This is a genomic window from Xanthobacter cornucopiae, assembly GCF_043195065.2.
In the GTDB taxonomy this organism is placed as follows: Bacteria; Pseudomonadota; Alphaproteobacteria; order Rhizobiales; family Xanthobacteraceae; genus Xanthobacter.
In genome coordinates this window covers 1,662,194-1,684,984 of sequence record NZ_CM195531.1, presented here as the reverse complement: position 1 = coordinate 1,684,984, position 22,791 = coordinate 1,662,194, and the positions used below count along the sequence as shown (strand labels likewise).

Below are 22,791 nucleotides of genomic sequence, written 5' to 3'. Positions count from 1 at the left end.
CCCGCCTTCGCCGGTTTGTGAGTCGGCTCAGCGCTGGAGGCGGGTGACGACCTCGGTGATGCGCTCGTCGACGGCGGTGTAGGCCTTGATGGCGCCTTCGATGTCGCTGGCCTGGAGGCGGCGCCCGAGATCGCGGGCCGCGCCGCGGATGGCGCTGAGCGCCGGCCCGACGGCCTCGCGCAGCGCCGGCGACAGGTCGCGTTCGGCCTCGAACGGCGGTGCGTCATAGGCGCGGTCGGCGCGCGCGCCCACCAGGCATTGTGCCAGGGCGCCGCGCCAGTTGGTGAGCTCGGCGGCGAAGGTCAGCGGCGTGTGGGAGTGATCGCCGTCGGCGCCAAGCTCGCCCAGCACCTGCATGGCCGCCGTCTGCGCCTTGCCGAGGAGGGCGCTGGCGGAGTCGCCGTCGGCCTTGTTCTGGGTCGCCAGCCGGGCCACTTCCGAGAGCGAGGCGGCGATGGAGTTGGTGGCGGTCTTCTGCTCGCTCAGGGCATGGCTGATGCTCTCGATGCGCTCGGTGGCGAAGCCGACCCGTTCCGAGACCAGGTCCATGTTGCGCGAGACATCGTTGAAGGCGCGGGTGCCGCTCTCCACGCGGCCGCCGCCCGAGGCCACCGCCTGCGAGACGGCGGCCAGCACCTGATTGAGCTCCCCCAGCTTGGAAGTGATGTTGGCGGTGGCGCGGGCGGTCTGCTCCGACAGCGCCTTCACCTCCGAGGCCACCACGCCGAAGCCCAGCCCGGCGGCGCCGGCGCGGGCGGCCTCGATGGTGGCGTTGAGGGAGAGGAGCTTGGTCTGCTTGGAGATGATGTCGATGTCGCGCGCCATCTCGCCGATGGAGCGGATCGCCACCGCGAGCTGGCCAGTCCGCGACTGGATGTCGGTGAAGGCCGAGGCGATGTCGCTGATGGCGGTCGCCGCCTGCGCCGCCTGGTCGACGGTCTGCGACACGATGCGGGCGGCCTCGGTGGATTGCTCGTGGGTGGAGGTGGCGGCCGAGGCGATGTTGTCGGTGGTGCGGGCCAGTTCCTCCACCGCTCCCGAAATGGCCACGCTTTCCCCGGACAGGCGCTGGGCGTTGCCGCTGCCCCAGGCGAGCAGGCAGCTCAGGTCTCCCAGCAGCCGCGCCGCCTCGGCGACGCCCGCCGCAAGCGGGGAAGGCTGCCGCGAGACGATGCCGGCCAGCACCGCCGCCGTCCCCCCGTTCGTGGTGATCGGATTGTCCCTGTAGGTTTCCATTCGGTTTCCCTTACGGGCTTTGGTCGTTTCTTCCCTGGAATGAAGTTTTCCAGAAACTATCGTGGAACCTCATTCCTCGTCCAGCTTGCATCCATGTCTGCCGTTGAGTCCATTGGAAGTGCGGGCCGTTCGCCGGGGTGCGGCGAATGGGGTACGGGCATGCTCTTTTTCGTTGCGCGGGACGGCGGCATGTGGTCTTGCCGGGGCAGGCTCGGCGGCCGGCCGGCTCAGGGCGCCGCACTTGGTCGGCCCGCGTGTGGCGAGGGGTCGGCGCGGGTGCGGGCCGGGCGGGGTGGCGGCCGGCGGGGCGTGGGAATTCAAGGTGCTAGGGTGTTTTCGTGTTTCAACGGCACGGCAAAATGCTCTAGGCTGCGGTTCCATGCGGTGGCCAGGGCCGGCAAGGGAGGCTTCGGGAGCAGTGCCGATGACGAGGCTGAAAGGGTTGTGTGGACTCGCGGCGGCGCTGCTGGTGGCGGCCTGTTCGTCGGATCGCGGCGCTCCGGGGCCGTCCAACATGGATCCGATTCCCCCGATGATGCCGGCCGAAGGACCACCGCCGGCGCCGGAAGGCCCGGCGGTTCCGCGCATCGAGGTGCGGCTCGCGGCGGCGGATGCGACGCTGGTGCGCGGGCGGCTGGCCACGGCGCGGCGCGCGCGGGGCTACACCATCACCGTCGACCAGCCGGCGCAGCTGGTGGCGGAAAAGCGCCTGCCCCCCGAGGAGGCGCTGAAGCGCACCAATGGTGCCTCGTCCAACGCCGCCTTCCGCCTGGACTATATCTTCAACAGCTCCGGCGGCGGGGTCACGGTGTCGCTGGAGGCCTCCATCGTCGCCAATCCCGGCACCCCGGGCGAGGTGGTGCGGGCCATCGCCATGCCGGGACCGGACGCCGAGGCGCTCAAGAAAGAGATCACCGACGCAACCTGACGACGGGTGCGGCTCCGGCGTCAGCGCCGGGGCGTGCCTGCGAATCGCTCCACCAGCACCACTGTGGCCAGCGCGGCGATGGACTTCACCACCGCACCGGGCACGAACGGCAGGAAGGCCTTTTCGAAGGCGACGACATAGCCGCTGCGGGTGGCAATCCAGCCGGCGCCCATCACCATCAGCACCAGGTGGCCCAGCGCCAGCACGCCGAACAGCGGCAACGGGCGCAGGCGCGCCCAATATTGCTGCAGCCCCCCGACCCCGAGCGCGACCACCACGAAGCCGGCGAGAAAGCCCGCCGATGCCCCGGTGAGCACGCTGAAGCCGCGGGCGCCATTGGCGAATACCGGCAGGCCGGCAAGCCCCAGCGCGATGTAGGCGGTGATGACCAGGGCGCCGAGCCGCCAGCCGAGCAGGGCCGCGAGGGTCAGCAGCACATAGCTCTGGAGCGTCACCGGCACCGGCTGCACCGGAAGGGAGATCTGCGCGCTCCAGGCCAGCAGCGCAACCGAGATCACCACCAGGGCCACGGCCCATGGCGGGGAGGCTTCGGCAAGGCGCTGGAAGGCGGGGCGGAAGGGCGGCACGGGCATCTGGCTCCTGGCGCGAGTCGGGGCGCCGATCCTGGCATGGGATCCGGCCCGCTGTCGCCTCGGCTCGACGGCCGGCGGCGATGGGCTTAAGGGAGGGGGCCTCCGCCGCGGGCGGCCCTTACACGCCCGCTCCGCGCCTTTTGGACATTCGTGATTGATCATGCTCGTCGACAGCCATTGCCACCTGGATTTTCCCGACTTCGCCGCCGAGCTGCCCGAGGTGGTGGCTCGGGCGCGGGCCGCAGGGGTCGGTCATCTGGTCACCATTTCCACCCGGGTGCGACGGTTCGAGACCATCCGCGCCATCGCCGAGCGGTTCGACGCGGTGAGTTGCTCGGTGGGCACCCATCCCCAATATGCCGCCGAGGAGCTTGACGTGACCGTCGCCGAGCTGGTGGCGCTGGCCGCGCATCCCAAGGTGGTGGCCATCGGCGAGGCCGGCCTCGACCACCATTATGCCGACTGGCCGCGGGAGGCCCAGGCGCGGAGCTTCCGCACCCAGATCGCGGCAGCCCGGGAAACCGGCCTGCCGCTGGTCATCCATGCCCGCGAGGCCGATGACGACGTGGCGGCCATCCTCGAGGACGAGACGGCCAAGGGGGCCTTTCCGTTCCTGCTGCACTGCTTCACCGCCGGGCCGGATCTGGCGCGGCGGGCGCTCGCCCTCGGTGGCTACATTTCGTTCTCCGGCGTCATCACCTTCAAGAAGACCGAGGCGCTGCGGGCCATCGCCGCCGAGGTTCCCGAGGACCGGCTGCTGGTGGAGACGGACTCGCCCTATCTGGCGCCGGTGCCCCATCGGGGGCATCGTAACGAGCCGTCCTTCGTGGCGGAAACCGCGAAGGTGCTGGCGGCGGCGCGCGGCGTCGACGCCGAGCAGATGGCGCAGGCCACCACCCGCAATTTCACCCGGCTGTTCAGCAAGGCCAGGATCTGAACGGGTTCCGGCGGCGGGCCGGCGCGGGGGTGTGATCGAGGACAGGCGGAAAGCCGGCCGCGGCACCGCGGCCGGAACGACAGACGAACGGGGGAGGCGGCCATGAACCACGACCACTACGCCGACAGCTATATCCGCGGCATCCTGGAAGAGGTGCGCACCATCGCCATCGTTGGCGCCAGCGCCAATAGCGCGCGGCCGTCCTATTTCGTGATGAAGTACCTGTCGGAGCGCGGTTATCGCGTGTTTCCCGTCAATCCGGGACAGGCCGGCAAGGAAGTGGCCGGTCTCACCTTCGTGGCCCGCCTCGCCGACGTGCCGGAGCCCATCGACATGGTGGACGTGTTCCGCGCCCCGGAGCACCTGCCGGCGGTGTGGGCGGAGGTGGCTGCCCTCGCGCCGCTGCCCAAGGTGCTGTGGATGCAGCTCGGCGTGCGCAACGACGCGGTGGCGGCCCAGGCCGAGGCGGCGGGCCTCAGGGTGGTCATGAATCGTTGCCCGAAGATCGAGTATGGACGGCTGTCCGGGGAGATCGGCTGGACCGGCGTGAACTCGCGCACCCTGTCGTCGCGCCGGCCCAAGCGGCTGGGGGAGGGGGTGCAGCGCCTCTCCATTGTCTCTCGCAAGCCGCCGGGACCGGCCTCGCAATCCTGAGGCGGGTCCCGAAAATCAGTTTCACTGACTAAATCGATCAGATTATAAGTCTAATCGCGGCCGGTTCGGGCCGACACCATGGGAGAGAGCCCAGATGACCGACGAGACCAGCCCCCAGCCGGCCGTGCACGAGCCGGGATTCGCGACGCTGGCGATCCATGCCGGCGCCCAGCCCGATCCGACCACGGGCGCCCGCGCCACGCCCATCTACCAGACCACCTCCTTCGTGTTCGACGATGTGGACCATGCCGCCGCCTTGTTCGGCCTGCAGACCTTCGGCAACATCTATTCGCGCATCGGCAACCCCACCAATGCGGTGCTGGAGGAGCGGGTGGCGGCGCTGGAGGGCGGCACGGCCGCGCTGGCGGTGGCCTCGGGCCACGCCGCCCAGCACCTGGTGTTCCACACCCTGCTGACCCCGGGCGACGAATTCATTGCCTCGCGCAAGCTCTATGGCGGCTCCATCAACCAGTTCAGCCACGCCTTCAAGAGCTTCGGCTGGACCGTGAAATGGGCGGACCCGGACGACGTTTTGACCTTCGAGGCGGCGCTGAGCGACAAGACCAAGGCGATCTTCGTGGAGAGCATCGCCAATCCCGGCGGCGTGGTGACGGACATCGCCGCCATCTCGGCCATTGCCAAGAAGGCCGGCGTGCCGCTGATCGTCGACAACACGCTGGCCACGCCCTACCTGTGGCAGCCCATCAAGCACGGTGCCGACATCGTCGTGCATTCGGCCACCAAGTTCCTGGGCGGCCACGGCAACTCCATCGGCGGCGTGATCGTGGACGCGGGCACTTTCGACTGGTCCGCTTCCGGCCGCTACCCGTTCCTGACCGAGCCGCGCCCGGAATATCAGGGGCTGGTGCTGCACGAGACCTTCGGCAACTTCGCCTTCGCCATCGCCACCCGGGTGCTGGGCCTGCGCGATCTCGGCCCGGCGCTCTCGCCCTTCAACGCCTTCCTGATTCTCACCGGCATCGAAACCCTGGGCCTGCGCCTGCAGCGCCACAGCGACAATGCGCTGGAGGTGGCAAAGTACCTGGCCGCCCATCCCAAGGTGGAGTGGGTGAGCTATCCGGGCCTGGAGAACGACCGTTATCACGCCCTGGCGCAGCACTACCTGCCCAAGGGCGCGGGCGCCGTGTTCACCTTCGGCCTGAAGGGGGGCTATGAGGCCGGCGTGCAGCTCGTCTCCAACGTGGAGCTGTTCTCGCACCTCGCCAATATCGGCGACACCCGCTCGCTCATCATCCATCCGGCCTCCACCACCCATCGCCAACTGAGCGACGAGGCCAAGGTGATCGCCGGCGCGGGGCCGGAAGTGGTGCGCCTGTCGGTGGGCATCGAGGATGTGGCCGACATCATCGCCGACCTCGATCAGGCCCTCGCCAAGCTCTGACGTCTGCCGCCCGAACGCGAGGTGACGTCGCACCGAAGCTGAAGGGGCCGGCCTCCATGGGGCCGGCCCCTTCCTTTTGTCCTGCCCGGCCGATAGCCGGCCTGCTCACTGCAGGCGGGCGGGAGCCGCCTCGCGGGCCCGGCGCTGCTCCTGGAGGCCGAGCGCCAGCTCGTCGAGGATGCGCAGCACCTCCCGGCTCTCCTTGTCCAAGGTCACGAGGGCGTCCATCGCCTCGTCCCGGCGATTTTCCTCGCTCAGCTTCAGCACCTGATGGGCCGCCGCGTGCACCCGCCGGTGCGGTTCGGTCAGGGCGGTGAAGGCCGGGATGGCCCGCACTTCCGGCGTGTCGATGGAATCGTACCACTGTCCCAGGCGGCAATGGTGATGGTCGGGCACCGCCTTCGATTCCCAGGTGGTGCGGTTCATCAGCACGTCCACCACCCGCTTCTTGAACAGCACGTGGTCGATCTTCGCCATCTCGCACAGCGCCTCCGGGGACTTGGCATCGAACCATTCCCGCGCCGTGCTGGTGAAGCGGTCATTGCCGTTCTGCAGGCTGGTGGCGATCCGCATCAGCAGGTGCTGATTCTCAGTGGACAGGTCCGCGCTCTGGGTGACCCGCGCGCCGATCTCCTCGCTCGCGATCTTCTGCTGCGCCAGCACGGAGGCGATCACCTCCATGCGCTCGGCCACCGTGGTGACGGCGCCGTCGATGGCGCCCACCGCCGCCGACACCTGCTCGATCGCTTGAGCGCTGGCGCCCACCGCCTCTTCCGAGCGGGCCAGGGTGTCGCCCATGCGGCTGATGACGAGCCGCATGCCCTCGACGCGCCTGCCGATCTCCTCCGCCGCCCCGCCGGTCTGGTTGGCCAAGGCCTTCACTTCCTGCGCGACGATGGCGAAGCCCTTGCCCGCCTCGCCCGCGCGCGCCGCCTCGATGGTGGCGTTCAACGCCAGAAGGTTGGTCTGCTTGGAGATGGTGTCGATCACCCGCAGCACGTCGGCGATCTGGTCGAACGCGCCCACCAGCTCCCGCGCGCGCTGGCGGGTATCGTCGGTGGATTCGGTGATGGCCACGGTGGTCTCGCGCAGGTTCGCGACGGCGCTGGTGGCATGGCTGGAAGCTGCGCTCGCCCGCTGCGCGTCGCGGAGCGTCTCGTCGCTGGAGCGCGAGATTTCCTCGACGCTGCTGACCAGCTCGGCCACCGCCGAAGCCACGCTCTGCGCACCCTCCGTGGCGCGCTGGGTGTTGCGCGACAGATAGGCGATCTCCAGGGCCACGTCGTTCACGTCGGAGACGGTGTCGGCGAGATTCTTCAGATTCGCCATGTTGCGTCCGAGCGCCTGGCTCGTCATCTGCGCCGTCACCTGCCGCACCGCGGCGGCGCACTGCACGGCGGCGGCGGCCATGGCATAGCGGTGGGCGATATCCGCCAGGGCAGCCGAGCGCCCGAGCATGAACATCTGCCGCGAGAGCCGCGCACAGGTGTGTTCCACCACGCAGTCCAGGGCCTGCAGCAGCACGTCCGCCGCCACGCCGGCGTCGAGCAGGGGCGCCACCAGCTCCTTCGCGGGGGCCTGGAACAGCTTCTGGATCATCTCTTCCACCTGCGCCACCGTGTCGGGCTCCAGGTGGGCGCGGGCACCGCCGATGTCCATCACGAGCTCCATCCGCGGCTGGTCGGAGGCGGAGGAGAGGCGGGAGGAATTCGAAACCGCTGACACGGGGGCGCTCCTGTTCTTGTGGTGTTGCCGGGCTGCTCACCCGGGGGCTGCTCCTTATCTATGCCAGTCCCGCTACTCTCAGCGCCTCCGGAGTTCTCCTATTCGTAAACGTGGATTGCCGCCGCCCCGGATCATAAAGCCCACGGGGCGGCCGACCCTAAGCCCTGACGGCATGTCTCTTTTTGCCAGTGCGTCCAGCCGGGGGCGCACAGCGCGCGGGCCGGAGCGGCGCGCTGAGCGCGCCTCACGGTCGCCGTCCGCGCAACTCTCCCGGCCACCCGCTCTGTGCGCGGACGGTGCGCGGGGACCCGCGGGGGAGAGGCGCCATGGCGGCGGCGGCGGAATCAGGCCTATGCTCCGCGCCGGCTCAGTCGCGGAGGTGTCATGCCGTCTTTCATCCATCCCGTCGTCGTGGTCTTTCTTGGCGCCGGCCTCGGCGGGGTGTTGCGCCATCTGGTGAACATCTCCCTGCCCAAGCTGCTCGGCACCGGCTTTCCGTTCGCCACCTTCCTCATCAATGTCAGCGGCTGCCTGCTGATGGGGCTCATCACCGGCTATCTCGCCTTCCGCGACGGCGAGGCCTGGAGCCAGAGCCTGCGCCTGTTCCTCACCACCGGCGTGCTGGGCGGCTACACCACCTTCTCCACCTTCTCCCTCGACTTCCTGTTCCTGATGGAGCGCGGCGACAGCGGCCTCGCCCTGCTCTACGCGGCGGGGTCGGTGGCCTTCGGCTTCATCGGGGTGTTCGCGGGTATTTCCCTGATGCGGATGCTGACCTGATCGGGCCCTCGCCGCGGGCAAGACGTGACGGCGCGCCCGCCATGCACTATTGCCTGTTGGAGAGGCGCGCCAGACAGCGCGCGAGGATGTGCGCAAGATGGCCGTGGAGCTGAGGACGGTGAGTGAGGACGAGGCAGGCATGCGCCTCGACCGGTGGTTCAAGCTGCATTATCCGGACCTGTCGTTCGGCCATCTCCAGAAGCTGGTCCGGACGGGGCAGGTGCGGGTCGAGGGCGGCCGCGTGAAGACCTCCACCCGCCTCGATCCCGGCCAGAGCGTGCGCGTGCCGCCGCTGGGCGAGGGCGAGGCGGCGGCCGTGGCGCCGGGGCCCGACGGGGCGCCCCAGCCCAGGCCCCGCGCCGCTCCGGGTGACGCGGCCGCGCGGCCGGCGTCGCGCGCCGCCGCCAAGGGCGGCGACGACCTCGCCTTCCTGCGCTCCCTGATCCTCTATGAGGACAAGGACGTGATGGTGCTGAACAAGCCGTTCGGGCTCGCGGTGCAGGGCGGCTCGGGCACCTATCGCCATGTCGACGGCCTGCTGGACACCATGCGTGACAAGGATGGCCAGCGCCCGCGGCTGGTGCATCGCATCGACAAGGACACCTGCGGCTGCCTGCTGGTGGCGAAGACGCGGCTCGCCGCCTCGGTGCTGGCCAAGAGCTTCCGCTCGCGCGAGGCGCGCAAGGTCTATTGGGCGCTGGTGCCCGGTGTGCCCAAGCCGCGCCAGGGGCGTATCTCCACCTATCTCGCCCGGGACGAGGAGGAGGAGAAGATGCGCGTCGCCCGCCACGGCGAGGACGAGGCGAGCCACGCCATCACCTATTATGCGGTGGTGGACCAGGCGGCGCAGAAGATGAGCTGGCTGTCGCTGAAGCCGGTCACCGGCCGCACCCACCAGCTGCGGGCCCATCTCGCCCATATCGGCCACCCCATCGTCGGCGACCCCAAGTATTTCAACATCGAGAACTGGGAGTTGCCGGGCGGGTTGCAGAACAAGCTGCACCTGCTGGCGCGTCGCCTGGTCATTCCCCATCCGCGCGGCCAGGGTGTCATCGATGTGTCCGCGCCGCTGCCGCCCCACATGGCGCAGTCGTTCGCCGTGCTCGGCTTCGATGCCAGCCAGTATGATCCGATCCTGGACGCTCCGGAGGGATGATGCGCCGCCTGCTCCTGTCCCCGATCCTGCTTCTGGCTCTCGTGCTGGTGCCGGCCGCGGCGCGGGCGCAGGGGCTGAATATTCTCGAGCTCTATCGTGAGTTGCAGGTGGCGCAGCCCAACGGCTTCCCCACCTATGAGATCAAGCCCTCGCCGCGCGGTCCCGCCGCGTCCGGCGGTCTGCTCTACGGCGAGCGGGCGCGGGTGGCGCTGATCCTCGACGTGCCGCGCTTCTACCTGCGGATCACCGATCAGGGCGACGCCGAGTCCGCCCAGGGCATGGTCACTGAGGTGGCGGCGTGGATCGATGCCGACGGGGCGCCGCTGGTCGGCCTCAGCGAGTGGGGGGTGAGGGATGGCCGGCCGTTCGCCGGGCGCCTGCGCTTCTATTCCCGCGCATCCGGGCGCTGGAATCTGGTCACCGCCAAGGTCTGGCCGAAGGATCTGGACCAGGCCGTGTGCGGGGCCGAGCCGAGGGAGGTGGCGGAGGACACCGCCGCCTGGGAGGGGCTTGGCCAGGTGGTGGCGCTGCTGCCGCGCCGGGGCACCGACATCCAGGCCTGGTGCGTGGGATCAAGCCCGGTGGCCGGAACCGGGGCGGCGGTGGTGTGGGACGGCGGCGCGGGCCGCTTCGCGCGCGGTTCTGCCTTGACCGGGCCGCCGCCATGGGACCGCCGGCGCCGGGGCGGCTGAGGGCCTCCCGCGCGTCGCGGCGTTCGATGATTCGCATGTTGCGGCGCAGAACAGTCGGCCCGCGAGAGCGCCTTTTTCCGAGTATTCCCCCCCAGCCCGTGTGTGAGGGGCGCGGTGATGCGGATTTGACCGCGCCTCTACTTGAAGTGCGCGGTGGTTCGCCTATGGTGCCGGCTCAATGGACCGCCGTTCCGGCAAATGCGGGTGGTCCGCGATAATCAGTCGCCCGAGGGACGCAGACCCATGACCCCCCTGCTCGCGTTCGCCCGCGGCATCGATGCTGTCAATGCGCGGATCGGCAAGCTCGCCTCCTGGCTCATCGTCGCCGCCATTCTCGTCTCGGCGCTCAATGCCGTGGTGCGCAAGCTGTTCGACATCAGCTCCAATTCCTGGCTCGAACTGCAATGGGTGCTGTTCGCGGCGGTATTCCTGCTGTGCGCCTCCTGGACGTTGCTCGACAACGAGCATATCCGCATCGATATTGTGAATTCGCATCTCCGCAAGCGGGTGCGCGACGGCATCGACATCTTCGGCCATGTATTCTTCCTGCTGCCGTTCTCGCTCGTGCTGCTGTGGACCTCGGTGCCGTTCTTCCTCAACTCCTACGGCATCGACGAACAGTCGCTGAACGCCGGAGGCCTTCCGCAGTGGCCAGCCAAGGCGCTGGTGCCGCTGGGTTTCTTCTTCCTGACTCTGCAGGCCGTTTCGGAGCTCATCAAGCGCGTCGCCATCTTCACCGGGCGGATGAAGGACCCCAACGAGGGGAGCGGCGGTAGCCACGCGGCCCTGGCGGCGGAGGCCGAGCGCCTCCTGGACCTGGCGCCTGGCGCGCCGGACGCCCCCGCCCAGTCGTCCGCCCCGGCCCCGACCAAGCATTGAGGAGCCGGCCATGATTCCTGCCCCGTTCGCGGCGCTGCGCCGTCTCCGCCCGGCGCACGCCGCCCTCGTCTGTCTCGCCGCCTTTGCCCTGGTCGCCTTCCTGCCGGACACCGCGTTCGCCTCCGAGCCGGGCTTTCGCGGCTGGTTCATCCACAACATGGCGCCCATCATGTTCGTGGCGCTGGTGGTGTTCCTGCTGCTGGGCTATCCGGTGGCCTTCTCGCTGGCGGCCAACGGCCTGGTATTCGGCCTCATCGGCATCTGGCTGGGCCTGTTCCGTCCCGATTTCCTCCAGGCGCTGCCTGAGCGCGTCTATGGCACCATGAACAACGAGGTTCTCCTCGCGGTGCCGTTCTTCACCTTCATGGGCCTGATCCTGGAACGCTCCGGCATGGCGGAAGACCTGCTGGACACCATCGGGCAGGTGTTCGGCTCCATCCGCGGCGGCCTCGCCTATGCGGTGATCTTCGTCGGCGCGCTGCTGGCGGCCACCACCGGCGTGGTGGCGGCGTCGGTGATCTCCATGGGCCTCATCTCGCTGCCGATCATGCTGCGCTATGGGTATGACCGGCGCGTGGCCTCCGGCGTCATCGCCGCCTCGGGCACGCTGGCGCAGATCATTCCGCCCTCGCTCGTGCTCATCGTCATGGCCGACCAGCTGAACCGCTCGGTGGGTGACATGTACGAAGGGGCGTTCATTCCCGGCCTGACGCTGGCCGCCCTCTACGCCGCTTATATCTTTATCGTCTCCTGGCTGTTCCCGCAGGCGGCCCCGGGCTTGCCGCTGGAGGCGCAGACCCTGCGCGAGCCGGGCGAGAAGCCCGGTTTCGCCCGCGTGCTCGGCGCCCTCACGGCGGCCGGCTTCGCGGTGCTGGTGGCCACCGGTAGCCTGCCTCACCTGACGGCGGCCCTGCTGCCGACCCTCGTCAACACCGTCGCCTGGGGCGTCGCGGCCTTCGTGGTGCTCTATTTCATCCTGGCCGGCACGGCGCGCCTGCTGACGCCCTCGCTCTACATCACCCTGGTGCTGGCGATCGGCCTCGCCATTGCCCTGATGACCGAGAGCGGCGTCAAGTTCGGCTCCGACTACGTGGTGCTCGCCATGTCGGCGACGGTGGCGCTGGCCTTCGTCATCGCCGTGCTGAACCGCCTGTTCCACCTGCGGCTGCTGTCGAAGCTGGCGGAGCAGGTGGTGTTCGTGATGGTGCCGCCGCTGGCGCTCATCTTCCTCGTGCTCGGCACCATCTTCATCGGCGTCGCCACGCCGACCGAGGGCGGCGCGATGGGCTCGGTGGGCGCGCTCGCCCTCGCGGCCGCCCGCGGGCGGCTCAAGTTCGACCTGATGCGGCAGGCCACCTATTCCACCGCCAAGCTGTCGGCGTTCGTGCTGTTCATCCTGCTCGGCGCCCGCGTGTTCTCACTCACCTTCTACGGGGTGGACGGTCACAAGTGGGTCGAGGAGCTGCTGGTGTCGCTGCCCGGAGGGCAGGCCGGCTTCCTGATCGCGGTGAACGCGCTGGTGTTCGTGCTGGCCTTCTTCCTCGATTATTTCGAGCTCGCCTTCATCATCATTCCACTGCTGGGCCCGGCGGCCGACAAGCTCGGCATCGACCTGATCTGGTTCGGCGTGATGCTGGCGGTGAACATGCAGACCTCCTTCATGCATCCGCCCTTCGGCTTCGCCCTGTTCTTCCTGCGCTCGGTGGCGGCGAAGGTGCCTTATGTGGACCGCGTGACCGGCAAGCTGACCGAGCCGGTCACCACCGGCCAGATCTATTGGGGCGCCGTGCCGTTCGTGCTGATCCAGCTGCTGATGGTGGCGCTTATCATCCTGTTCCCGCAGATGGTGACCCACTACAAGTCGGGCGCCGTGCAGCTCGACCAGGGGCAGGTGCAGCAGCAATTCGACAGCCTTTCGCCGGGCCTGGACGCCCCGCCGCCGCCACCGCTCGATTTCGGCAATTCCAACTAGGGCAGTAGGAGTCGCCGGATTGCTCTGCTAGAGCTGCTTCTTCCGTCCCGACACGCGGGCGGGGCGGAAGAAGCGGGCCCTCCTGGTCCCTTTCGGAAATGATGGTCCGTCTCGGTCGCAACGGCCGCAACGGCCGGAGGAGCGGGAGAGGCAGGTCCGACCGATGGTCCGGTCGGCGGCCGGCGGAGGCGTTAAGGCATGACTACAAAGCACGACTTCTGTCCCGGCTGCGGCGCGCAGGTTTATCCGGAAGAGGAGCAGTGCCCGTTCTGCGGTCGCTCCCTGCGCACGCGTTTCATGCTGCCGGTGGTGGTGGGCTTGTCTGGTACCGCGGTGGCGCTGGTTTCGGGCGCCCTCGTGTGGTGGGTGCTGTCGGCGCCAGCGACGCCGGTCGCCCCGCCGGTTTCCGGAGCGCCACAGGCTGCGGCATCACCCGAGGTCCCGCCCGCACCCAGTGTGGCGGCGCGCGTCGAGCCTCCGCAGCCGGCGGTGCCGGCGGAGGCTCCACCCCCCGCTGCGGTGGTGTCGCCGCCCCCCGCTGCCCCCGCTGAGCCGCCGCGCGCGGTGGCGGTGCCAGCGCCGGTCGAGCCGTCGGCACCGCCAGCGGCCCCACCTTCCGCGCCATCCTCGTTCGCGCCGCCGCCCGCCCACGCGGGGCTGGAGGCTCCGGCCGGCGGAACGCAGGCGCCGCCCGCCCATGACGCGGCGTCGGCGGGTGATGCCGAATCCCGCCGCGCGTTCGCCAAGAGCAAGCAGGACAGCTTCGCCCAGAACGGTCTCGACCTGCAGGTGACCACCTCGGGGCCGCAGGACACGGTCCTGGTCATCAAGTTCAATTTCTCGGCCAAGACCGCGGCCGAGCTGATCGTCGCCGGCCCGTTCCCGAAGCAGTGCGAGCAGCGCGGCTTCAAGGAGATCTTGTTTCAGGACCCCTCCGGCGCCACATGGGTCTACACCATCGCCACTCAGCAGATGAGCGTGAGATGACGACAGCCGAAGGCCCCCCGTTCGTAACCGATGCCGCCGCGATCCTGGTCCTGTTCGATTGTGACGGCACCTTGGTGGACAGCCAGCACCTGATCGTCGCCGCCATGCGGGACGCCCATGCGGAACTTGGGCTGCCTCAGCCGGATCGCGGGCGGGTGCTCTCGGTGGTCGGCCTGTCGCTGCCGGAGGCGTTCACCGTGCTGGCGGCGGGTGACGCGGCCTACCCGGTGGCCGGCATGGTGGAGGCCTATCGCCGGGCCTTCATGCGCCTGCGCGACGCGCATCCGCCGGAGCCCATGTTTCCCGGGGCGCGGGAGGTGCTGGCGGCGCTGCGCGCGCGGGACGACGTGGTGCTCGGCATGGTCACCGGCAAGGCCCGGCGCGGTGTGGCGCGGGTGCTTGAGGCCCATGACATGGAGGGCTGGTTCGCCACCATCCAGACCGCCGACGACGCGCCGTCCAAGCCGCATCCGGCCATGGTGCAGCAGGCCATGATGGAAACCGGCATCGGCCCCGCCCGCACCGTGGTGGTGGGCGACACGTCGTTTGACATGGCGATGGCGCGGGCCGCCGGCGCCGGTGCCCTGGGTGTGGACTGGGGGTATCACTCCGCCGGCGAGCTCTGGCACGCCGGGGCCCAGCAGGTGGTGGCGCGGTTCGAGGAGGTACCGGCCGCCGTGGCCGGCCTGCTCGCCGATGCCCGGACCTTGAGCTGAACGCGGGAACAGGCCATGCGCGATTTTCTCAGTGACTTCGATGCCGGCGGTTCCGAGCCGGAAGCCAATCCTCTGGCGCGGGCGCAGGCCTCGCAGCGCCCGCCGCGGGCCAAGCGCTTCTACAAGGAGGCGAGCGTCGGCGCCGACGGGGAGGGGTTCACCGTGCTGCTCGACGCGCGCCCGGTGCGAACGCCGGCGCGGGCGCTGCTGCGGGTGCCCACCCGCGCCCTGGCCGAGGCTCTGGCGGCGGAGTGGGCGGCCCAGGGCACGGACATCGATCCGCTCTCCATGCCCCTGACGCGCCTGGTGAACGTGGCGCTCGACCGGGTCGCGCCAGAGGCCGGGGCGGTCCGCGACGAAGTGCTGGGCTATGCCGGCACCGATATGCTGTTCTACCGCGCCGAGGGGCCGACGCGGCTGGTGGAGCGTCAGGCGTTGCATTGGGACCCGGTCCTGGCATGGGCGCGGGAGGCCCACGGGGCGGCGTTCTATCTGTCCGAGGGCGTGTGCCATGTGGCGCAGCCACAGGACGCCCTCGCGCGCATCCGCGCATTGCTGCCGGAGGCGCCGCTGCCGCTGGCGGCGGTGCATGTCCTCACCACCCTCACCGGCTCGGCGCTGCTGGCGCTGGCGGTGGCCGAGGGGGTGGTCGATGCCGACAGCGCCTGGCTGGCGGCCCATGTGGACGAGGACTGGAATCGCGAGCAATGGGGCGAGGACGAGATCGCCACCGCCCGCCGCGAGGCGCGCCGGCAGGAGTTTGACGCCGCGGTGACGCTGCTGCGCGTCGGCTGAGGGCGGCCGGGGTCCCAGGATGGGTCGCGTTGGCCCGCGCGTCGCCCGCGTTCGAGCGCACGGGGCCTTAGACCTCAAGATGTGAGAGAGCAGGGGGCGGAGCCTGCCGTCGCGCCTGCCTATGGAGAGACATCCTTCACGGGCTCCATGACCACATATGTGGAGGTGGAGGCCACGTGGGGAAGGCTCGAAATCTTCTCTCCCAGCACCTGCCGGTAACGCCGGATGTCGCGCGTGCGCACCTTCAGCAAGTAATCGAACGGTCCCGCGATCATGTGGCACGCCTCCACCTCGTGGATGGCGCGCACCGCCGTGTTGAAGGCCAGGAGCGCGGCTTCCGTGGTGTCCGAGAGCTTCACCTCGGTGAAGGCGATGTGGTCGAGCCCGAGCCGGGCCGGATCGACCAGCGCCCGAAATCCCCGGATATAGCCTTCTTCCATCAGCCGTTTCAGGCGCATCTGGCACGGGGTGCGCGACAGGCCGACGCGCGCGGCGAGATCGGTGACGGACATGCGCCCATCGTCGGCAAGGGCGTCCAGGATGCGCCGGTCAAAGCTGTCAATCTGGCTGTTCATGCGGCTTTCGGTCATCATCTTGCTCGGCTTGATCCATAGTTTCAGACAGAATGCGCGGGTCGGCCCCGGTTTAAAAGTCGGTTTGCGGCGACACCTGCTGCTAGCATTCCGCACATGAAACGGCCGGCCGCCGTCGGTCCGGCCCGCTTAGGCATCGGGTCCGTGCACATGATCTGCGATCCCTCTCCCTCGGCGCCGGATGAGACGCCGCCTGCGCCCTTCGCGGGCTTTGCCGGCGTCCTGCCGTCGCGCGCGCCGCTGCGCCGCGCCATCGCCGACGCCGGCCGCCGGCCGGAGCCGGACTGCCTGGCGCCGCTGCTTCAGGCCGCCACGCTGCCGGATCGGCTCAGGGCCGAGAGCGCGGCCACCGCCCGTCGGCTGGTCGAGACGCTGCGGGCGAAGCCGCACGGAGCGCTGGTGGCGGAGCTGGTTCAGGAATTCTCCCTGTCCAGCCGGGAGGGGATGGCGCTGTTGTCCCTCGCGGAGGCGCTGCCGCGCATTCCGGACACGGCCACCCGCGATGCCCTGATCCGCGACAAGATCGGTCCGGGCGACTGGGCGTCCCATATCCGCGGGCGTGCCGGGCGCCCACTGCTCCTTCATGCCGCGGTCTGGGGGCTGGCGGCTCTGGGGCGGCTGAGCGCGGCGCAGGAGTCACGCGGTGTGGCGGCGGCCGTGCCGGCGCTGGTGGCGCGATGCGGCGCCCCGCTGACGCGGAGAATCGTCGAGCGGGCGGTGGGGCGGATGGGTGCGCAATTCGTGATGGGCGAGACCATCGCCGAAGCCCTCGACCGCGCGCGCGACCGGGAGGCGCAGGGCTTCCTCTATTCCTATGACATGCTGGGCGAAGCCGCGCTGACCGCCGCTGATGCGGCGCGCTATGCCGCCGATTACGAAGGCGCCGTGCACGCCATCGGCAAGGTGGCGGCGGGGCGCGGCATCCATGCCGGGCCTGGCCTGTCGGTCAAGCTGTCGGCGCTGCATCCGCGCTACGGCCGGGCCCAGGCCGAGCGGGTGGGCCGCGAGCTGCTGCCCCGCCTCACGGCCCTGGCGCTGCTGGCGAAGAGCTACGGCATCGGCCTCACCATCGATGCCGAGGAGCAGGACCGTCTCGACCTGCTGGAGGCGCTGTGCGCCGACCCCGCGCTGGCCGGCTGGCACGGTCTGGGCTTCGTGGTTCAGGCCTATGGGCGGCGCTGCGCGGCGGTGCTCGACTGGCTCATCGATCTCGCCCGGCGTAGCCGGCGGCGGATCATGGTGCGGCTGGTGAAGGGCGCCTATTGGGATGGGGAAATCAAGCGCGCCCAGGTGGAGGGTCTCGCGGATTTTCCGGTCTTCACGCGCAAGGCCCATGCGGATGTGTCCTACATCGCCGGTGCCCGCAAGCTGCTCGCGGCGCGCGATGCCGTGTTTCCTCAGTTCGCCACCCACAACGCGCAGACGCTGGCCACGATCCACCATCTGGCCGGACCGGAATTCTCCCTGGGGTCGTACGAGTTCCAGTGCCTGCATGGCATGGGCGAGAGCCTCTATGAGGAGGTGGTGGGCCGGGCGCGGCTGGGCCGACCCTGCCGAATCTATGCGCCGGTGGGCGGTCATGGGACCTTGCTCGCCTATCTGGTGCGCCGGCTGCTGGAAAATGGGGCCAACGCATCCTTCGTGCACCGCCTGGCGGACCCCGCGGTGCCCGTCGACGAGCTGGTCGCCGACCCGGTGGCGCAGGCGCGCCGGCTGCCGGGGCCCGGCCTGCCGCATCCGGCCATCGCGGCGCCGGTGGACCTGTTCGCGGACCGGCGCAATTCAGCCGGGCTCGACCTGTCGAGCGACGATGTGCTTCAGGCGCTTGCGCAGGCCTTCCGCGACAGCGCCGGCCGCGCGTGGAGTGCGGGCCCGCCCGAGGGGGTGGCGGCGCAGGCGACGAGGGTGGTGCGCAATCCCGGCGACGCGCGCGACGAGGTCGGAACGGTTTCCCCCTGCCGGGCCGATGCGGTGGGCGTCGCGGCCGAGCGGGCGGCGGCTGCGGCCGTCGACTGGGCGCGGGCTCCGGCGGCGCGGCGGGTGGCGCCCCTTCTCGCCGTGGCGGATGAGATGCAGGCGCGCATGGGCGAGTTGATGGGCCTGGTGATGCGCGAGGCCGGCCGGTCGGCCGCCAATGCGATGGCAGAGGTGCGCGAGGCCATCGACTTCCTGCGCTATTACGCCGGCGCGGCCCAGACCCTGGAGCCCGAACGCGGTGGCCTTGGCGTGGTGGCGTGCATCAGCCCGTGGAATTTTCCGCTGGCCATCTTCACCGGCCAGGTGGCGGCGGCGCTCGCCGCCGGCAATGCGGTGCTGGCGAAGCCGGCAGAGGAGACGTCCCTGATCGCTGCCGAGGTGGTGCGCCTGCTCCATGGAGCAGGCATTCCTGCCGACGTGCTGCAGCTCATTCCGGGCGACGGCGCGGTGGGCGCGGCGCTGGTCGCGGCGCCACAGGTGGCGGGCGTCCTGTTCACCGGTTCCACGCCGGTGGCACGCCACATCCAGCGCCAGCTCGCCGGGCGGCTTTCGGCAGACGGGCAGCCTGTTCCGCTGATCGCCGAAACGGGGGGAGTGAATGCCATGGTGGTGGACAGCTCGGCGCTGGCAGAGCAGGTGGTGGCCGACGTGATCGCCTCGGCGTTCGACAGCGCCGGCCAGCGCTGTTCGGCTCTGCGTGTGCTCTGCGTGCAGGACGAGGTGGCGGACGGCATCCTGGCGCTGCTGCGCGGGGCCATGGAGCAACTGAGCGTTGGCCCCATCGATCGGCTGTCCACCGATGTCGGGCCGGTCATCACCGCCGAGGCCCGGACGGCGATCGAGGCGCATGTGGCGGAGATGGCCCGGCGGGGTCACCCCGTGTTCCAGGTGCCCTTGCCGCCGCAGACCGTGCACGGCACTTTTGTTGCGCCGACCCTGATCGAGATCGGCGCATGGGCGGACGTGGGGCGGGAAGTGTTCGGGCCGGTCCTGCATGTGCTGCGGTATCGGCGCCAGGACCTGGGGGCGCTGCTCGATGCGGTCAACGCCAGCGGCTACGGACTGACTTTCGGCCTTCACACCCGGCTCGATGCCACTGTCGCGGCGGTGACGGGGCGGGTGAGGGCTGGCAATATCTATGTGAACCGCAACATCATCGGCGCCGTGGTGGGAGTGCAGCCGTTCGGCGGATGCGGGTTGTCCGGCACTGGCCCCAAGGCCGGCGGGCCACTGTATCTTCAGCGCCTGGTGCGGGGCCACCCGCGCCTGCCCGCCGCCGCGGACGCAGTGCCGGATGCCGGAGCCCGCGCTTTCGCCGCGTGGTTGGAGGCGCGGGGTTTCGCGCCCCTCGCCAGCCGCATCCGGAGCTGGGCCGCGGTGCCGCTGGGCGTTCAGCGCGAACTGCCCGGCCCGGCGGGGGAAAGCAACCGCTACGCGCTCGTGCCGCGCGGCACGGTGCTGGTCTCGGCGCAAACGGTGTCCGGCCTGCTGATGCTGATCGCCGCCGCGCTCGTCACCGGCAACCGCGTGGTCGCCGAGACCGGGCCGGCGCCGTTCGCTGCAGCGCTCAAAGGCCTGCCCAAGGCAGTGGCGGCGCGGGTGAAACCGGTGGCCGACGGCACCTTGGCCGGGCCGCTCGACGTGGCTCTGGTGGAAGGGGAGGGCGCGACTGCTGCGGCGGTCGCCATGCGTCTGGCCGCACGTGACGGTGCCATCGTCCCGCTCCATGCCGTACCGTGCCGGGAGGGGGGTGCGCCAGCGGAGACCGACATCCCGCTGGTCTGGCTCCTGCGGGAGGTCTCGCTATCCGTCAACATCTCAGCCGCCGGCGGCAATGCCAGCCTGCTGGCCGCTGTGTAGGGCCGCCGCCGCTCTCCAGGCTCCGGCACGCCGGTGCACGCCGAGATAGATAACACCCAGCGCGCCGCTTCTGAACTTGCGGCGCTGTCCTGTCGTCATCTTATGGCGGTCCGGCCGGTGGAGCCGGCCGGACGGAAAGCCGGCCTCAGGCCGCGCGCGGGAAGGGCGGCTTTTCCTGCGACGCCTCGCTATTCCCCACCGGAGCGAGCAACTTGCCCTGAACCAGCTCGGCGAGCTCAAGAAGCTCCGTGTTCCACGCCAGGGCCGATTGCTGAAGGTAAGCGGTCTGCCGGGGAATCGCGGTGGCGGGGTTAGGGTCGCGCGCCAGCTCGGCGAGCAGCTGAACCTGTTCCTGGGCCTGGCGCGCCAGGAAGCGCTGAAGGTGAGAGGCCACGGCAACCGGGCACTCGAAGAACGTATTCTTCCACGCGGCAGCCGGCCAAGCGGTGGGCGGGGCGCCGACGCTCCAGGCGCGGGTCAGGCCTTGGAAAATGGCGGAATCGTTCATGGCATCTCTCCTTATCTTTGTATCCACCCCTCCGCCTCCCGTTCTTCGGACGGGTAGGCAGATATCAACCATTACGGACTTACAACGCTGGCGCGTTGCGACAGGTCAAGGTGGATCCCGAATTTTTTGATTTTCCACAGTTGTGAACGGTTCAATCTGACCCCTGGGCACCATTTTGCCGGCGCCGATCACCACCGGCGGGCGCTGCAACGCCGGGCTCCCGCAGATGGGGCGAGGCCGGCGCGTCGACGCGCGGAAACGCGGCCGGGTTTGCGCCAACCGGTATCGCCTTCATGGCAAAACGCTCTACAACGAGGCTCAACGCATAAGAATCGTGCCTCATGCGTATCGGGAGAAAACAATGACCCAGCTTCCGCACGGCCTGCACAAGATCCGCATGGAACTCGCCCGCGAAAAGGGGTTTCCGGAAGGGTCCCGCGCGTTCGGCTACACCTTCGTCGCCCCGCTGGCGAGCAATGGCAAGATCGATCCCGAGCTCTGGTCCAAGCATCGCGATCAGTGCCGGGTGGTGAAGTTCCGGCCCGGCGAGCCGGATGAGGTGGGTCATCTCGTGCGCCGTCCCGGCGGCAGCTGGGCGTTTCGCTATGACATCTCCGGCGACGATGACGACGAGGCGGGCTATCGCTTCGGCGACGAAAAGTTCGAGGTGGGCGAGTATATTTCCGTGCGTGAAGACGAAGACATGCACACCTTTCGGGTGGTGTCCGTCGAGACCGCCTGACCAGTGGGGGCCGCCATCCGGAGTTTGAGCCCCGGCCCCGGTCGATGACCGGGGCCGGGGGGTGTCATCAGTAGCTCTTGTATTCGGAGGTTCCCTTCGACAGGGCGAATTCCTCCTCCGGCGAGAGCACCAGCTTGTGCCGGCCGAACGCCGCGAAATAGGCGATGCCGACGGCGAACCAGATGGCGACCCCGATCACGCCCGAACGATAGATCGGGTCGGAGAGCTGGTAATAAATGGTGACGAGGGCGATGACGATGGTGGCCACCGCCCCTGGCACGCCGAACGGGCTCTTATAGGGCCGCTCGATGTGGGCCATGTTCTTCCGCATCAGGATGAACGAGAGGGCCTGCATCACGTAGGACAGCATGGCGCCGAACACCGCCATGTTCAGCAGGGTGCCGCCGATGGCCGCCGCGCCCGCATCCGCCCCGAGCGCGAACCAGATCACCAGCATGATGAGCAGGCCCACCACCGCGCCGGCGATCATGGCCACGTGCGGCGTCTTGCGGCCGCCGTGGGTGATGGAGAGGCCGCGCGGAAAGTAGCCGGCCCGCGACAGCGAGTAGATCTGCCGCCCCTGGGCGTAGATGATGGTGTGGAACGAAGCGATCAGGCCGATCACCGCCACCCCCGCCAGCAGCTTGGCGAGGCCGGTGCCGTAGATGGCCTTGAAGCCGTCCAGCAGCGGTTCCAGCGAGGTGGACAGGCCGAACGCGCCGTTCGCCACCGACGAATTCAGCCACAGGATCATGAAGGCGGAGACGATCAGTGTCGCCATGCCGGCCATGATGCCCTTGGGCATGTCGGTCTTGGGGTCCACCGATTCCTCTGCCGCCAGCGGCAGCTGCTCGATGGCCAGGAACAGCCACACCGCGAACGGCAGGGCGCCGAACGCGCCGGCGAGGCCGAACGGCAGGAATGGGCCGCCGCCGTTGGGCAATTCCACCGCCGTGCCGTCCGGCCCGACGCCGATGTTCAGCGCCCAGCGCGAGAAGTCCGCCACCGGCAGGGCGCTGACCCAGAAGGCCACCAGGCAGGCGAGCGCCGCCAGCGTCACCACCAGCGTCACGCGGAAGGAGAGTTCCACCCCCACCACGTTCAGCCCGACGAAGATGATGTAGCCGAAGATCCAGTAGACTGGCTGAAATTCAGGCGGTGTGCCGAAAATGGAGCCCATATAAGAGCCGATGAAGGACACCACCACCGCCGGGGTGATGACATATTCCACGTTCTCGCACAGGCCGGTGACGAAGCCGCCCCACGGACCCATGGTGGTGCGGGCGAAGGAATAGGCGGCACCCGTGTGCGGCAGGGCAGGCGACATCTCGGCGATGGAGAAGGTGAGGCCGAGATACATGATGGCGATGATGACAGCGGCGATGAACATGCCGCCCCAGCCGCCCGAGGCAATGCCCAGATTCCAGCCGGAGAAGTGACCCGAGATCACCGCCCCGACCCCCAGGGCCCACAAGGACCAGACCCGCGCATGGCGCTTCAACGCCCGCTGCTCGAAATAGGTGACGTCCACGCTCGTGTAGGTCACGCCTGCGCTTTTGCCGTCAGTCGTCTTGACGTCAGCCATGACACCCCCATTTTGCTTGCCGGCACGCGACCGCTCCTGGTCCGAGCCTGACTTTAAGAAAGGCAAATATTATG

At 69.4% G+C, this 22,791-nt stretch carries 20 protein-coding genes; 14 read left to right on the top strand and 6 right to left on the bottom strand.

The features are described from left to right. Nucleotides 1-27: 27 nt before the first annotated feature. Complete coding sequence (locus V5F53_RS07575) at nucleotides 28-1,236, bottom strand: methyl-accepting chemotaxis protein (protein WP_393996571.1); 1,209 nt, start codon at nucleotides 1,234-1,236, stop codon at nucleotides 28-30. Between the two features lie 424 nt (nucleotides 1,237-1,660). Between V5F53_RS07575 and V5F53_RS07570 the strand changes: the two genes are divergently transcribed. Next, complete coding sequence (locus V5F53_RS07570) at nucleotides 1,661-2,164, top strand: hypothetical protein (RefSeq protein WP_393996572.1); 504 nt, start codon at nucleotides 1,661-1,663, stop codon at nucleotides 2,162-2,164. Between the two features lie 20 nt (nucleotides 2,165-2,184). Here the strand turns inward: V5F53_RS07570 and V5F53_RS07565 are convergent, their stop codons facing one another. Then, nucleotides 2,185-2,757 carry a biotin transporter BioY gene (locus V5F53_RS07565; protein WP_393996573.1) on the bottom strand — a complete coding sequence of 191 codons (573 nt, stop codon included), beginning with the start codon at nucleotides 2,755-2,757 and terminating at the stop codon, nucleotides 2,185-2,187. A gap of 160 nt (nucleotides 2,758-2,917) precedes the next feature. Here V5F53_RS07565 and V5F53_RS07560 point away from each other — a divergent pair, with 160 nt between their 5' ends. From V5F53_RS07560 to V5F53_RS07550, 3 genes are all read left to right on the top strand, one after another. Further along, nucleotides 2,918-3,694, top strand: coding sequence for a TatD family hydrolase (locus tag V5F53_RS07560; protein WP_393996806.1), 777 nt, complete (start codon nucleotides 2,918-2,920; stop codon nucleotides 3,692-3,694). A gap of 102 nt (nucleotides 3,695-3,796) precedes the next feature. Further along, a complete protein-coding gene (locus V5F53_RS07555) occupies nucleotides 3,797-4,348 on the top strand; it encodes a CoA-binding protein (RefSeq protein ID WP_393996574.1) in 552 nt (183 codons plus the stop codon). Between the two features lie 94 nt (nucleotides 4,349-4,442). Continuing rightward, nucleotides 4,443-5,750 (top strand): O-acetylhomoserine aminocarboxypropyltransferase, encoded by a 1,308-nt coding sequence (locus V5F53_RS07550; RefSeq protein WP_393996575.1) that lies wholly within the window; start codon nucleotides 4,443-4,445, stop codon nucleotides 5,748-5,750. A gap of 105 nt (nucleotides 5,751-5,855) precedes the next feature. On the opposite strand, the gene V5F53_RS07545 is transcribed toward V5F53_RS07550, so the two are convergent. Further along, nucleotides 5,856-7,475, bottom strand: a complete 1,620-nt coding sequence (locus tag V5F53_RS07545) for a methyl-accepting chemotaxis protein (protein ID WP_393996576.1) — start codon at nucleotides 7,473-7,475, stop codon at nucleotides 5,856-5,858. A gap of 384 nt (nucleotides 7,476-7,859) precedes the next feature. Between V5F53_RS07545 and crcB the strand changes: the two genes are divergently transcribed. The 8 genes from crcB to V5F53_RS07505 all read left to right on the top strand — a co-directional run bounded on the left by crcB (nucleotide 7,860) and on the right by V5F53_RS07505 (nucleotide 15,452). Further along, nucleotides 7,860-8,255 carry a fluoride efflux transporter CrcB gene (crcB, locus tag V5F53_RS07540; protein WP_393996577.1) on the top strand — a complete coding sequence of 132 codons (396 nt, stop codon included), beginning with the start codon at nucleotides 7,860-7,862 and terminating at the stop codon, nucleotides 8,253-8,255. A gap of 97 nt (nucleotides 8,256-8,352) precedes the next feature. Next, nucleotides 8,353-9,411: an RluA family pseudouridine synthase gene (locus V5F53_RS07535; protein WP_393996578.1), complete on the top strand. Its 1,059-nt coding sequence runs from the start codon at nucleotides 8,353-8,355 to the stop codon at nucleotides 9,409-9,411. Beyond that, the gene (locus V5F53_RS07530; protein WP_393996579.1) at nucleotides 9,411-10,103 is read left to right on the top strand and encodes a hypothetical protein; all 693 of its coding nucleotides are present in this window, start codon (nucleotides 9,411-9,413) and stop codon (nucleotides 10,101-10,103) included. The genes V5F53_RS07535 and V5F53_RS07530 overlap by 1 nt, the downstream gene beginning before the upstream one ends. Nucleotides 10,104-10,346: 243 nt before the next feature. Then, a complete protein-coding gene (locus V5F53_RS07525; RefSeq protein ID WP_393996580.1) occupies nucleotides 10,347-10,982 on the top strand; it encodes a TRAP transporter small permease subunit in 636 nt (211 codons plus the stop codon). A 157-nt stretch (nucleotides 10,983-11,139) separates the two neighbouring features. Then, nucleotides 11,140-12,954, top strand: a complete 1,815-nt coding sequence (locus V5F53_RS07520) for a TRAP transporter large permease (RefSeq protein WP_393996807.1) — start codon at nucleotides 11,140-11,142, stop codon at nucleotides 12,952-12,954. Between the two features lie 198 nt (nucleotides 12,955-13,152). Next, complete coding sequence (locus V5F53_RS07515; RefSeq protein ID WP_393996581.1) at nucleotides 13,153-13,941, top strand: hypothetical protein; 789 nt, start codon at nucleotides 13,153-13,155, stop codon at nucleotides 13,939-13,941. Beyond that, on the top strand, nucleotides 13,938-14,657 hold the full coding sequence (locus tag V5F53_RS07510; protein ID WP_393996582.1) for an HAD-IA family hydrolase: 720 nt from the start codon (nucleotides 13,938-13,940) through the stop codon (nucleotides 14,655-14,657). The genes V5F53_RS07515 and V5F53_RS07510 overlap by 4 nt, the downstream gene beginning before the upstream one ends. A gap of 15 nt (nucleotides 14,658-14,672) precedes the next feature. Further along, nucleotides 14,673-15,452 (top strand): ATP12 family chaperone protein, encoded by a 780-nt coding sequence (locus V5F53_RS07505; protein WP_393996583.1) that lies wholly within the window; start codon nucleotides 14,673-14,675, stop codon nucleotides 15,450-15,452. Nucleotides 15,453-15,571: 119 nt separating this feature from the next. Here V5F53_RS07505 and V5F53_RS07500 read toward each other — a convergent pair whose 3' ends face one another. After that, nucleotides 15,572-16,045, bottom strand: coding sequence for an Lrp/AsnC family transcriptional regulator (locus tag V5F53_RS07500; protein ID WP_393996584.1), 474 nt, complete (start codon nucleotides 16,043-16,045; stop codon nucleotides 15,572-15,574). 150 nt (nucleotides 16,046-16,195) lie between these two features. Between V5F53_RS07500 and putA the strand changes: the two genes are divergently transcribed. After that, a complete protein-coding gene (putA, locus tag V5F53_RS07495) occupies nucleotides 16,196-19,882 on the top strand; it encodes a bifunctional proline dehydrogenase/L-glutamate gamma-semialdehyde dehydrogenase PutA (protein ID WP_393996585.1) in 3,687 nt (1,228 codons plus the stop codon). Between the two features lie 145 nt (nucleotides 19,883-20,027). On the opposite strand, the gene V5F53_RS07490 is transcribed toward putA, so the two are convergent. Then, entirely contained in the window at nucleotides 20,028-20,390 is a 363-nt protein-coding gene (locus V5F53_RS07490) for a hypothetical protein (RefSeq protein WP_393996586.1), read from the bottom strand. 361 nt (nucleotides 20,391-20,751) lie between these two features. Between V5F53_RS07490 and V5F53_RS07485 the strand changes: the two genes are divergently transcribed. Continuing rightward, nucleotides 20,752-21,132, top strand: a complete 381-nt coding sequence (locus tag V5F53_RS07485) for a hypothetical protein (RefSeq protein WP_393996587.1) — start codon at nucleotides 20,752-20,754, stop codon at nucleotides 21,130-21,132. A 67-nt stretch (nucleotides 21,133-21,199) separates the two neighbouring features. Here the strand turns inward: V5F53_RS07485 and V5F53_RS07480 are convergent, their stop codons facing one another. Further along, nucleotides 21,200-22,717 carry an amino acid permease gene (locus V5F53_RS07480; RefSeq protein WP_393996588.1) on the bottom strand — a complete coding sequence of 506 codons (1,518 nt, stop codon included), beginning with the start codon at nucleotides 22,715-22,717 and terminating at the stop codon, nucleotides 21,200-21,202. Nucleotides 22,718-22,791 lie beyond the last annotated feature (74 nt).